13 protein-coding genes are annotated in these 12,966 nt (G+C 34.1%); 7 read left to right on the top strand and 6 right to left on the bottom strand.

The features are described from left to right. Positions 1-53 precede the first annotated feature (53 nt). Positions 54-362 (top strand): phage holin family protein, encoded by a 309-nt coding sequence (locus OA86_RS00060; RefSeq protein ID WP_039347016.1) that lies wholly within the window; start codon positions 54-56, stop codon positions 360-362. Between the two features lie 4 nt (positions 363-366). Continuing rightward, positions 367-864: a hypothetical protein gene (locus tag OA86_RS00055; RefSeq protein ID WP_039347014.1), complete on the top strand. Its 498-nt coding sequence runs from the start codon at positions 367-369 to the stop codon at positions 862-864. 33 nt (positions 865-897) lie between these two features. Here OA86_RS00055 and OA86_RS00050 read toward each other — a convergent pair whose 3' ends face one another. Further along, positions 898-1,626 carry an RNA methyltransferase gene (locus tag OA86_RS00050; protein ID WP_039347012.1) on the bottom strand — a complete coding sequence of 243 codons (729 nt, stop codon included), beginning with the start codon at positions 1,624-1,626 and terminating at the stop codon, positions 898-900. On the opposite strand from OA86_RS00050, the gene tamL reads away from it, so the two are divergent. Together tamL and OA86_RS00040 are read left to right on the top strand one after the other, a co-directional pair. Beyond that, entirely contained in the window at positions 1,612-4,179 is a 2,568-nt protein-coding gene (tamL, locus tag OA86_RS00045; protein ID WP_039347010.1) for a translocation and assembly module lipoprotein TamL, read from the top strand. The genes OA86_RS00050 and tamL overlap by 15 nt on opposite strands. 71 nt (positions 4,180-4,250) lie before the next feature. Further along, complete coding sequence (locus tag OA86_RS00040) at positions 4,251-6,476, top strand: M20/M25/M40 family metallo-hydrolase (protein ID WP_039347007.1); 2,226 nt, start codon at positions 4,251-4,253, stop codon at positions 6,474-6,476. 166 nt (positions 6,477-6,642) lie between these two features. Here OA86_RS00040 and OA86_RS00035 read toward each other — a convergent pair whose 3' ends face one another. The 3 genes from OA86_RS00035 to OA86_RS00025 form a co-directional block, all read right to left on the bottom strand. Beyond that, positions 6,643-7,185 carry a hypothetical protein gene (locus OA86_RS00035; RefSeq protein ID WP_126340431.1) on the bottom strand — a complete coding sequence of 181 codons (543 nt, stop codon included), beginning with the start codon at positions 7,183-7,185 and terminating at the stop codon, positions 6,643-6,645. A 176-nt stretch (positions 7,186-7,361) separates the two neighbouring features. Continuing rightward, complete coding sequence (locus tag OA86_RS00030; RefSeq protein ID WP_039347000.1) at positions 7,362-7,922, bottom strand: hypothetical protein; 561 nt, start codon at positions 7,920-7,922, stop codon at positions 7,362-7,364. A 185-nt stretch (positions 7,923-8,107) separates the two neighbouring features. Further along, positions 8,108-8,743, bottom strand: a complete 636-nt coding sequence (locus OA86_RS00025) for a hypothetical protein (RefSeq protein WP_126340432.1) — start codon at positions 8,741-8,743, stop codon at positions 8,108-8,110. A gap of 65 nt (positions 8,744-8,808) precedes the next feature. On the opposite strand from OA86_RS00025, the gene OA86_RS00020 reads away from it, so the two are divergent. From OA86_RS00020 to OA86_RS00015, 3 genes are read left to right on the top strand one after another with little or no spacing between them, the layout of a single operon-like run. Beyond that, positions 8,809-9,516, top strand: a complete 708-nt coding sequence (locus OA86_RS00020; RefSeq protein ID WP_260241445.1) for a tyrosine-type recombinase/integrase — start codon at positions 8,809-8,811, stop codon at positions 9,514-9,516. Next, a complete protein-coding gene (locus OA86_RS15910; RefSeq protein WP_260241443.1) occupies positions 9,513-9,755 on the top strand; it encodes a tyrosine-type recombinase/integrase in 243 nt (80 codons plus the stop codon). Before OA86_RS00020 ends, OA86_RS15910 begins: the two co-directional genes overlap by 4 nt. Further along, the gene (locus tag OA86_RS00015; RefSeq protein ID WP_039346995.1) at positions 9,739-10,848 is read left to right on the top strand and encodes an IS91 family transposase; all 1,110 of its coding nucleotides are present in this window, start codon (positions 9,739-9,741) and stop codon (positions 10,846-10,848) included. Before OA86_RS15910 ends, OA86_RS00015 begins: the two co-directional genes overlap by 17 nt. A gap of 248 nt (positions 10,849-11,096) precedes the next feature. Here OA86_RS00015 and OA86_RS00010 read toward each other — a convergent pair whose 3' ends face one another. Further along, positions 11,097-11,945, bottom strand: coding sequence for an RES domain-containing protein (locus OA86_RS00010; RefSeq protein WP_039346985.1), 849 nt, complete (start codon positions 11,943-11,945; stop codon positions 11,097-11,099). A gap of 119 nt (positions 11,946-12,064) precedes the next feature. Then, on the bottom strand, positions 12,065-12,412 hold the full coding sequence (locus OA86_RS00005; protein ID WP_052257309.1) for a hypothetical protein: 348 nt from the start codon (positions 12,410-12,412) through the stop codon (positions 12,065-12,067). Positions 12,413-12,966: the final 554 nt, after the last annotated feature.

The raw sequence follows: 12,966 nt of genomic DNA, 5'->3' as shown, positions 1-12,966 counted from the left end.
AAGGAACTTAATCATAAGTTCCTTTTTTTTGTAACTTTATAAAAAATTAAAGCATGTTGGATCTTATTAAAGAATATGCCTATAAAAGAGCAGATTTACTCAAGTTAGAAGCCACCGAGAAAGTGGTAACCATTTTGGGAACAGCAATTTACATTATTTTGGGTTTGTTTTCATTACTCTTTTTTGTGCTTCTCCTCCTTTTTGGGATTGGTTTCCTCATTGGAACATACCTACATAACTATGGTTATGGACTGCTCATCGTAGCGGGCTGTTTTCTTTTGATTTTAATTGTTGTTTTAATGAACAGAAAAACGATTAAGAACAAAGTGGCTAATAAAATTCTTGAATCTTTAGACGATTAATATTATGGGAAACAAATACGAAAGCCTGGAAGAACTTCGAAGAAAAAAGGCTTTACTAAAAAAAGATATTTCGGGGATGGAAGAGTTGCTTACTTTTGAAAACACAAAAGAAAGTTTGAGTGCACTCACGCATGGTTTTACCGACAAATATCTGAAGTCGGAGATTCAACCGGATGGTGAAACAAAAGTTGCCTTAAAAACACAGGAAATTTTTAAAGAAGTTTCAAACACTGTGAAGGACTCCTTACTAAGCAGACATTCCGTTCTTGGATTTGCGAAAAGCGGTGCCGGACTAAATGTTATCGAAAACACCTTGAAAATTGCCGCCGTAACTTTTGTCGGGAATTTTGCCAAAAAGAACCTGCGCAATACGAACTGGAAAAAGAAAGCCATCGGTTTAGCTTTAATTTATTTAGCGCCGATCATATTGAGATTTATACGTCAAAAACTAGAAAATTACCAAAAAAGCAGAACAACTTCCAGTATGGAACAACTGATATAAACCAAACCGTCTCGCTGTCAAACGAGACGGTTTTTATTTTTTGTTAAAGATCTGTCCCAAAATAATTCCCGTTGCCATAGAAACATTTAAACTTTCGGTGGCTTGTGATTTTCCAAATCTGGGAATAGTAATCTTGTCGGTTAATAATTTTTCGATTTCGGGTCGAATTCCGTTTCCTTCATTGCCCATAACTAAATTAAATTTTTTCGGGAAACTATAATCATAAAAACTTTCTCCATCCATATCAGTCCCAATAATTGCAGAATCGCAATTACTAAGATAGCTTTCCAAATTTTGATAGACCAAATTCACACGCAGAAATGATCCCATACTTGCCTGAATAACTTTGGGATTATAAAAATCAACGGTATCTTCACTGCAAATGATCTGCGAAATACCAAACCAATCTGCGAGTCTAATGATTGTACCAAGATTTCCCGGATCCTGAATTCCATCTAAAATTATTTGAACGGAATCGTTTTCCAAAATTCTTTCCTCCTTTAATTCACACACTGCGACAGAATCTTTTGGATGTTGCAAAAAACTTATTTTTTTTAATTCGGAAGGTAAGATTTCAGTGATCAAAGATGTTTCAACCGATAAAGAATCGGGATTCACAGAAAATATTTCTTTGATCTTATACTCCGAAAATGGTATTTCTTTGACCGTTTTGTTACCTTCAACCAAAAACAAATTGTATTTTTGTCTGAACTTCTTTTGGTCTAAAGACTGTAAAATTTTTATTTTATGAGCCGTAAGCATTTTTCTAAATATTTTCAAAAGTATTACTTATTTTTTTCATCTGCAATGACTGTACTCTTTCTATATGCTTGTAGTACGACAAAAAAAGTACCTCAAGGTGAATATCTTTTGACAAAAAATACTTTTAAATTTCAAGACGGCAAAGTATACGACGATGAGATTCCTAATTATGTAAGTCAAAAACCAAATAAAAAAGCACTGTATCTTTTCCCGGTTGGCCTTTGGTTTTATAATTCCACGAGTCCGAAATATGATTCTATTTTGAATGAGTACATGACTTATCCGTCGGATATGAGAGATCAGAAACTTAGGGATTCTCTTTTTATTAAATATAAACATCCAGAATACACCGGCAAAAGTTTATTTTTCGAACGATTCATGCACAATATTGGTCAACCTCCTGTCATTTTGGATCAGGGAAAGACGGAAACGAGCGCCAATTCTATCAGAAAATTTTTAGTTTACCGTGGATATTGGGACACCGATGTAAAATTCAGCAACGATTTGGATTCTGCCGCAAAAAAAGCACAGTCAAATTATTTGATCACTCACAAAGACGCTACAAAAATTAGCGATTATTATTACAACATTCCAGATCCTGCGATTAAAGGAATTTATGAAGAGGATCTGAATAAAAGTTTGATCAAAGGCAAAAACATTTTAGATCAAAGCGTTTTAGAGAAAGAGGTTCAAAGGATCAATGAAGTTATGAAAAATCGTGGCTACTACAAATTCAATAGTTCCAACGAAGATATTTATTTTACTGCAGATACGCTTCAAAGCAGAAAAAATGTTCCCCTCACGATGGATATTCATAAGGATTCTGTGGATTCGCCTTTCAAACAGACCACTATTGGTGATATCAAAGTTCATCTTCTCGGGAAACTGGCAGATACCGCAAACACCGTGAAAGATTCGCTTTTGGGAATTAATTTTTACAAACTCGATGATCAGTATAAGATCAGGTCGCTTTGGAGACCCGTCATTCTGAAGAAAGGAGAAATTTATGACCAAAAAAATCTAGATCTTACGAAACGGAATATTGCAGCAATGAATAATTTCAGCATCATTAAATATGATGAAAATCTGCGGAAAGAAAATGATAGTATTTTAGACATCAGTTATTATCTCGCCCCTTTATCAAAGTATGATTTCAAAGTTTCTACCGATATTAATTATTCTCAGATTTTAAATTTCGGGATTTCACCTTCTGTAGATCTTACAAGTCGGAATGTTTTTGGAGGTGCCGAAAATTTAACCACAAGTCTTTCCGGTACTTTTGGTTCTGTTACCAGTACGAAAGATCCGAGTAAAAGAGATTTGGCGTACGAAATTTCCGCCCAGGTTTCCCTCAATTTTCCACGGCTTTTGTTGCCTTTTAAAACCTGGAAACTGATTCCAAAAAAATATTCACCCAATTCTTCCATTATTTTAGGAACTTCGGTTCAGGATAATATCGGTTTGGGAAGGATCAACTTTAATGGAAGTTTAAACTATTTTGCCAATGTAAATGATGTCGTGACGCACCGGCTTTCTTTGTTTAATAGTCAGCTGAGTCTTACTAGAAATAAAGATAAATATTACGATTTTTTTCCAGCCGATCGGGATGTCAGAAATGAATTATTTCAGAGCTACTCTCCTACTTTATACCAGGATTTTATCGACAACAAGATCAGTTCAGATGATTTATCCGCGTTGATTGTAAGCGATGGTAACTATCAAAATTCACTTTCAGGAGATCAGTTAACGCTCTACAATACTTTTTTACAATCCTTGATCAACAAAGACCGACAAACGCAAGATGTTCTAATTTCTTCCATGATCTATAATTTTATTTATAATGAAATCGGGAAAAAAGACCGACCAAATCCTTTCTATTTAAATGCGAAAGTAGAAACTGCCGGAAATATCTTCAGTCTTTTCAACAGCAAAGAAAAAATTGATGGGGTCGTTTCCGGTAAGACCAGAAGTATTTTTAACATTCCTTATTCCCAGTTTGTAAAATTCGATATTGATGTCAGAAAATATTTCAGCTTATTCAATGGCAAACATACTTTGGCTTTGAGACAGTTTATCGGGGTCGGAATTCCGTATGGTAATTCGAGTTCAATGCCTTTTGTAAGATCTTATTTTAATGGAGGTTCCAATGATATCAGAGCTTGGCGGGTTTTCGGCGGTTTAGGACCAGCTGATTCTCAACTCGATGAAAAAGTTCGTTCTTACATTATGGATAATATCAAACTCACCACGAATATTGAATACAGATTGCCTTTTACCAAAATGTTTGAAGGAGCTGCTTTCGTTGATGCCGGAAATATCTGGAGTTTAAAAGACAATGGATTTGGTGATGATTTCAAATTCAAGAAATTTTTATCCCAAATGGGAGTTGGGACCGGACTTGGTTTAAGGATAAATGTTGCGTATATCACTTTGCGTTTAGATGCAGCATATAAAGTTTATGATCCCAACCAACCTTCAGGTGACCGATGGGTCATTAAAAACTGGAAACCATTGCAACCTGTACTTAATTTTGCTTTCGGTTATCCCTTTTAAAAGTACAAATCGCAGATTTTTCTGCGATTTTTTATTTACCTATATTTGAGTAAACTAAAATATAAATTCAAATGATTGTCTCAAGATCTCTTTTAAAAATAGCATTTCTCAGCGTTTCATCTTTTTTTTTTTCACAGGAAGTCAACCTGAAAAATATTCAGAAATTAACTTTTGGTGGCGATAATGCAGAAGCTTATTTTTCGCCCGACAGCAAGAAACTTACCATGCAGGTTACAAATCCTTTGATTGGTGCGCATTGCGATCAGATTTATCTTTTAGATCTTACCAAAAAAAATATTGGCACCAAAGATTTGCAGCGTATTTCAAACGGCGAAGGCAGAACAACCTGTTCGTTTTTTATGCCCGATGGAAAACATATTCTCTACGCCTCCACTTTTGAGTCTAATAAAGAATGTCCGGCAAAACCAAAACCTCGGACGGATGGAAAATATCTTTGGCCGGTTTACGCAGAGTTTGATATTTATATCGCCGATCTAAACGGCAAGATTACCAAAAAGTTAACCGATTCTCCAGGATATGATGCAGAAGCTGTAGTTTCTCCCGATGGAAAATATATTGTTTTCACGTCTTCAAGAAGTGGTGATCTGGAATTGTGGCGAATGGATATCGACGGAAAAAATTTAAAACAACTCACTTTTGGATTGGGTTATGATGGTGGCGCTTTTTTCTCTCACGATTCTAAAAAATTAGTTTTCCGTTCTTCCCGCCCGAAAACACCTGAAGGCATAAAAGATTATAAAGACTTACTCGCAGAAAATCTGGTTGCGCCAACTGAAATGGAAATTTACACCATGAATATCGACGGATCCGATTTAAAACAGATCACGCATTTAGGAAAAGCAAACTGGTCTCCTTATTTTCATCCTTCCGATAAATCAATTGTATTTTCCTCCAATCATCATTCAACTAAAGGATATGATTTCCAAATTTATTCAATTGATCTTGATGGAAAGAACCTTCATCAAATTACCTACGAAAGTGAATTCAACGCTTTCCCAATGTTTTCTCCGGATGGGAAGAAATTTGTTTTCTCCAGTAACAGACACGGTGAAACGCCCCATGAAACGAATGTTTTTATGGCAGACTGGGTGGAGAGCGATCCTGCTGAACTAGTTTCAGAAAAAAATCTTTTGAATACCGTTTCTTATTTAGCGTCCGATGAATTGAAAGGAAGACTTGCGGGAAGTGAAGGCGAAGATAAAGCTTCAGAATATATTTCAAAAGAATTTCAAAATTTAAAGTTGAAACCTTTAGATGGAAAAAATTATACCCAGACTTTTTCTTATGATGTAAAGCTAAATCCACACGAAGACCAATCTTCGGTGAAAGTCAATACCAGAAACGTAATTGGTTACTTGGATAACAAAGCGGCTAAAACTATTGTTATTGGCGCCCATTATGATCATTTGGGTTTGAATGAACACCACAATTCTACGCTCATGAATTCAGAAGGTCAAATTCACAACGGCGCAGATGATAATGCTTCCGGAGTTTCTGCCGTTTTAGAACTGGCGCGAATATTTTCTCAAAATAAAGCAAAAGAAAATGCCAATTATGTTTTCGCCCTTTTTTCCGGCGAAGAAGATGGTTTGATGGGTTCGAAAGTTTTTGCTGAAAGCATCAAATCAAAATATCCAAGCGTGGTTGCAATGATCAATCTGGATATGGTTGGAAGATTAAATAAAAACAAAGATTTAACCGTTGGTGGCGTCGGAACCTCTCCTGTTTTCGGGGAAATCATTAAGAAATATAAACCTGCCGGATTTAATTTAGCAGTTGACAGTTCTGGAGTTGGACCTTCTGATCACACGAGTTTTTATCTGAAAAATATTCCTGTTTTATTCCTGTTTACCGGCACGCACAGCGATTACCACAAACCAACCGATGACACCGACAAAATTAATTTCACCGGTTTGAAAAACATTACAAGTTATGTTTTCAATCTTGCCAATGGTTTAGCTTCGGAACAAAATATTCCTTTTACGAAAACCAAAATTTCTGCGAGCAAAGCCGTTCCGAAATACAAAGTAACTCTCGGAATTATGCCAAGTTATGCCGATACGAAAGACGGACTTCACATCGATGGTGTTACCGAAAACCGCCCCGCTTCAAATGCTGGAATTCAGTCTGCAGATATTTTATTAAGGATTGGGAAATGTGTGGTGAAAGAAGTTTACAGTTATATGGATTGTCTGGCGAAAATAAATTCAGGCGATGAACTTCCGGTTACGATTTTACGTGATGGCAAAGAAATGACGATGAACGTGAAGTTTTAAAAAATTGATTCTTCTTCTTTTGAAAAACCTTGTCAAGGTTCTGAACCTTGCCAAGGTTAATTTTTATAACTGTACCGAAAGAGTTCTTTACTAACTAGGATTATTTAGCTCAAAGTCGGAGACTTTGCGCAGCGAGGGGGTTAAGTTGAGAATTGACTTGTTATCCTTAATTTTTTATCCTTTTGAATTGTTCGTTATTTACACTTCTATTGCCACCTGAAATAAATAAAATCATCGCTTCGTTTATTTTGCCACTAACCAAAATTAAATTTCCATTCCAATCATTCCCAATAATTGTTTTCGTTTCATCATTAAAATAAAATATGGGAAAAAATGGATATAAAGCTTGTTTTCTATTGATTGAAAAAAAATTATCTTTAATTTTTCCTTTCAAATTAAATTCTTCAATAACATATTCATCTGTTTCATTCCATAATTTTATGTTGATATTCTCATTGTCCAATAAAGTTAGTTTAACGTTATAATTTTCTTTATTTGTTGTAGTTGGTATATCGCTATAACTTGATTTTAATGTTGTCCACAAATTTTTTGGCAAGCTATCTTTCAAACCATTACTGTAAGTACCATTCAATTTTTCCTTATCAAAAACAGCAATTTTAAAATTGTTTTTACGAATCAATTGTTTAGTTGAATGACAACTTGATAAAGAAAACATAAAAATTACGAGGATTAATTTGGCTATTTTCAATTTTGTCTTTTTTTTATTTGAATTGTGAATTTTTTCGTATTAGCGCTAACTGATGTTGAATTTCCTAGGCTGGGAACTTTTTAACCAAGGTCTTTTCTGCTAAAAAAAAATATTTTCCTAAAGATAAATAGGTATTTATCAAAACTTTTTCCCATCTCTTGTAACTGTTCTTAGCGTTATTTTTTTCCTTTTTTTTCGAAATTTTTTATTATAGTATTCTCTCCATCTGTAATTTTTAAAATAATTTCTTTATCATTTTCTGAAATATACCATACATTTTTAATATCCCAGTTTGAAATACTTAAACTGTCGTTAATTTTTAGGTCTGAATTATCTGCAATGATTTCTTTTTCAAATATACCGTGATTTTCTATTATTTGTATAGGTGAATATTTTGTCATTATGCTGTAAGTTGCAACTTGGACACGATATTTGGGTGTTATTTCCTTTTCAAATAGAAGCCCTTCTCCTGTAACCGAAAGATACATTCCCCAAAAAGCAATTCCCATTGGTATCATGCTCAATATGATAGCAAAAATGAGTATTCCAAAGTATACTTTTGCTATTTTTTTTTTCCAAAATAAAATGATAATTACAAGTGTAAAACCAAGCCATATCCAAAATAAAATTCTGTCACTCCAAAAGCCTTCAAAAGTTACATTAAACTTTATATTTAGAATTATATTAGTCAATGAAAGAAGGCAAACTGAAATGTAAACTATAAATATTTTCTTCATTAGTTGCGCTAGGTTATCAAATTCTTCTCATTTTTTTTAAAATTACCGCGAACGGTTGGGTATTTCTGTTGGCGGGGACTTTTAATAACAAGTCTTTGTAAATATAACAAATTGAAAAATTAACGAAAATCTTTATGATATAAACTTTCACCCCGCTAATAGAAATATCTTGTTAGAGATTGCCTCTATCTAAAACAAAACATGAATTTTTTCTGCTCAACATAATTATTATTAGAATTTAGAAGATAAATACATTCATCATCAGCACCAAACAAAATATATCTCTTTGCATAAACCTCTCTAACTTTTAGTTTTTTATCAAAATGTATCCATAACATTGGATAAATTATTGAATATTTAACCGGATTTGTATAGCTGTATATAAAACCTTCGCCTAATATCTCCTTTTCACTTTTGAAAGGTTTCCCCAAAATTAAAATAACTTTTTCGGATTTCATACCAAGTTTTATGATTTTTATTTTTTCCGAATTTACTCCTTTAACCACATCCGAATTTGTTCCAAAAATTTTAAAACCAATTACAAGTAAAGCGATTAATAAGAAACTCAAAAAAATAAGTTTTACCTTTTTAATTTTAATTATGTTTTTCATTTGAAAATTGTCTTTTGAGGTTGCCGATAACGGTTGGGTATTTCTGTTGGCGGGGACTTTTAATAAATAGTCTTTGTAAATATAACAAAATGAACAATTAGCAAAAATCTTGATGATAGGAACTTCCGCCCCGCTAATAGAAATACCGTGTTGAACTAAACCTCCGGTAGCTTTTCCTGAGGCTGTTTTATTAACTTTGTTTTTATTCAACAAAAAAAAATCTCTAAAATGGCTACAAAAAAAAATCTCCGGAGGATTTAAGAACGAACAAAATTTTGAATCGCGCTTCAAGCGAAGTTAAAGGTTTTTCGGAACTGATACAACGTTTCGAAAGAAATATTTCAATCCAAGGAAAAAGTCCCAGAACCTTTGATAATTATTCCAGGCATGTAGCAGCAATTGCGCTGCATTTTAAAACTTTACCCACCGAACTGGATCCCGAGCAAGTCAAAGATTATCTCTTCGAACTTCAACAGCGATCAAAAACACCTTCCCAAACTTACTTTAAACACACGGTTTTTGGACTTCGGTTTTTATTGAAAACGGAAGGTTTACCCTACGATTTTCTACATCTTCCAGCCATTCCAAAAGTCAAAAAACTGCCGACTATTTTAAGTCGTCAGGAAGTTTGGCGCATGCTTCAAACTGCCCAATTACTGAAACACAAACTGCTCATCGGTCTGATTTACGGGTGTGGACTTCGATGTATGGAAGTTAGAAATATCGAACTTCATCACCTTGATTTTGACCGACAAATGCTGCATGTTGTTCAGGGTAAAGGTCAAAAATACCGTTATGTTCCTTTATCCGAGCATTTAATTCGAGGACTGAAAACCTTTATTTCAGTGGAAAATCCAGATCAATATTTATTCAATGGAAATCAAAATAGAAATATTGAAGAGATCGACATTTTGGCTCCAGAAAATAAGATTTCGATTCCAGATACAGCCAAAGAGGCGTTCAATGGGTCATCAAAACGGTGAGCAAAAAAGCAGGAATTACCAAAATTGTTCATACCCACACTTTGCGACACAGCTTTGCCACTCATTTATTGGAAGATGGAGTTTCCATCATTATGGTTCAAAAACTTTTGGGTCACGAAAGAATTGAATCGACCATGGAATATCTTCATGTTTGCCAATTATCTGACCAAAAACCGCACAGTCCTTTAGATACCGTTTTTGAATTATGTAGCAGAAAGCAGGATGGAAAAGCGGAATAAATCAGGCGGAAGCGTTGCTGAAGTTATTCGCAAAATCAATTTATCGGCTCAGAACTTTACGGTTCATCAAGAGAAAACCCTTCGCGCTTTATCGTATTGCAGAACTTCTGCATTGGGTGGTCATATTGATGCGTGTGATGGTTGCGGAAATCTTTCCATCAGTTACAACTCCTGTCGTAATCGGCATTGTCCACAATGTCAAGGTCATAAAAGAGAAGAATGGATTCAGAAACGAGAGCAGGAATTATTACCCTGCAGTTATTATCATGTGGTTTTTACTTTACCCGAAGAACTGAATGTTTTGGCGATCTCTCAATCGGCATTGTTGTACAAAACCTTATTTGAAGCAGCTTGGGCGACTTTAAATAAGTTTGGTAAAAATAAGGGAATCCAACTGGGAATGATTGCGATTTTGCACACCTGGGGACAGAATTTGAGTCTTCATCCACATTTACACTGCATTGTTCCAGGCGGCGGCATTAATAAACAAGGAAAATGGCGGGCGAAGATAAAATCTAACAAATACCTTTTCTGTGTAAAAGCGATGAGTGTGGTTTTTCGGGCAAAGTTTGTGGCTTCATTAAGGGCTTCCGGAATTAAAGACCAGGATTTAATAGATCAACTCTTCTCCAAAAAATGGGTCGTTTATGGCAAAAGACCTTTTGGTGGACCGAAATCTGTTATTGAATATTTAGGAAGATACACTCACAAAGTCGCGATCAGCAATCACCGCATCAAAGAAGTTACGGATAAAGAAGTTCGTTTTGGGTACAAAGATTATCGCAAAGAAGGTCAGAAAAAGGAAATGACTTTATCGAATACTGAATTTATACGCAGATTTAGTCTTCATATTTTGCCTCGAAGATTTGTGAGAATAAGGCATTACGGAATTTTGAGCAGCTCCTGGAAACGTGGAAAACTACAGGATTTACAATCAGATTTAAAAATCCAGATTACAGAAGTAAAACCGAAAACTTTGCTTAAAAAATGTCGGTGTTGTAAGGAAGGAAACTTAATCACCATCGCACTTTTCGGACAACGAGGACCGCCTGAGGATTTTCTTGCCGTTTTCAATGCCTCGTCTGCAAAATAAATTTTGTGGGTAAGGGATTTTGTATTCTGAATGTAAAAAAAAGCCTGTGAATACTTCAAAAAACTTCATCTCAGTTCCAAAAAAAAGCAGTCCTTCTAAAAAACTGCTCTACTATCCTAAATTCTAGAAACGATAACTCCATAAGGTTACCAACTGGGGAGGAAAAGCCACCAGAGGTTCCGTTCAACAGGCTTTCATTTCTTGTCTTTCAGACAAAACGAAAGCTTAGTTATTAGCTGTAGTCATTGCTACCATATAATTCTACGATTTTTGTAGTCAATATCTTCTGTTGAGATATTATTTGTTTCTTCAAAGTTAAAAGTTCCATTTTCATTTTCTGATACAATAGTTAATTCATTATTTAATGCTCCAACTAGTTTTATATTTTCGTCTGTAATAAAATCTTTATTAATAGCAAAATTATCGCCTTCTCCATCAAATGGTACGCTAGGATATTGAATACAGTCTGCTTGATTATTAGAAATGGTTAAACAGACGTTTGTAATGGCAGATGTTATTAAATAATTCTTCAAATCATTTTTCGATGGTTTCCTGAATTTTTCGAAAAAGTATCTATACAAGTGTTTTGTAGCCTCTCTAATTTTTTCATCTGAATTCTCTATAAACGCATCTAAAATTTTTCCATTTTCAATATCATAAACTGAAACTCTCTTTTCCACATCGGGAGTAGTTATTATAATACAATTGAGAGGCTTAAGTAATTGCCACCGACCGATAGTAACATTTATTTTGTCTCCCACTTTTTTGTTTTCAGACCAATATTCGACAAGTTCCATAAATGATGTTGGTCTATTTTCAGACACATAAAATTTTGATTGGTGTGGACGGTTGCATCTTCCAAAAGAATGTATGAAATTACTTGGTGTTATTGAAATATCATTTAAAGATGTAAAAAATTCTTCTTCACCGTGAGTTCTACTTCTAAAAAAGAAATGACCTTGTGGAAACTCATAGATTAGAACTGGAAATCTTTTGATTTTTAATAATTGAAAAATTATTTTCTCATAGGCATTTTCATCATCTTCAGATATGTTTTCTATGGAAGCAACTATTTGGTTTATTTCTTCTACGGTCATTTTTTATGATTACAGCTAACGGTTGGGTATTTGCGAAGAAAGCCCCTATGCACAAAGTGATTTCGGGGCTTTTTTTGCAAATACCGTGTTGGCAGTAGTTTTTTTATACAATCAAATTTTTATTTAGCAACATCGAAAGGATTTTCACTATTTCTCATGAAAACCGTTCCCATTCTTTTATATTTGATTTCTTTTCCTTTAGCACAAGCGGAATAAATCCCATTACCTTTCTGTTCTGAAATTCTTAAAAACACAACATCAGATATTTCGATATCATTATCTATTGCAATGTGTTTTCGTAAATCTTCAATTGTAGCGTCTCCACGTTTTAACCATCCTTGTATTTTTTTATCAGGTTTTGGTTCTTGGTAATTTGCTGGTAAATCACACTTATTTTCTTTTTCAGATTCTTGAGCGAAAAAAAGCGTTGGTAATGTAAGAGCAATAATGTACAGTAGTTTTCTCATAGTTTAACGAATTTATTTGATGATTTTTATTACTAGATTATATTTAATTTTTCAATTTAAGTAATATTTTCATAAAATTACTGCCAACTTGTTTATATGTCTTACTTCATCAGACAAATACAACATCTTTGGTAGGTATATGTCTGATATTCGTAAGATTTATTTCTAATCACTAATATATCTATTTTTTCTTTATAAATCATCAGATGAACTTTTCAGGTGTTGTAAACTTTAAGCATAATCCTCCTCTCTGCTTGCCAGAATATTTTAAAAAAGAAGACGTAACAAAAAGCTCAAAGAGCGTATATCATTCTATAAAAAATCATCAATTCCACTTCTTTACCCCTGATTAAAGGTTTCCATCCCCATCCATGAGGTTCGGAATGACTTGTCCTAAAATAGGTTTACACAAAAAAGTGTAAAAATGAATCAAGAAAGTATAGCCATTTTAGGACAGTGGCGTAACAACAAGCTGTATTTCACAGATCATGAGAAAAAGTTGATTATCGAAGATTATCTCTCTGGGAATGAGACCAAGCAAACAGTTTATAGCC

The sequence above is a fragment of the Kaistella jeonii genome, assembly GCF_000812865.1.
Taxonomy (GTDB): Bacteria; Bacteroidota; Bacteroidia; order Flavobacteriales; family Weeksellaceae; genus Kaistella; species Kaistella jeonii.
The sequence above is the reverse complement of the archived record's forward strand: the minus strand, read 5'-3'. Positions and strand labels throughout refer to the sequence as shown.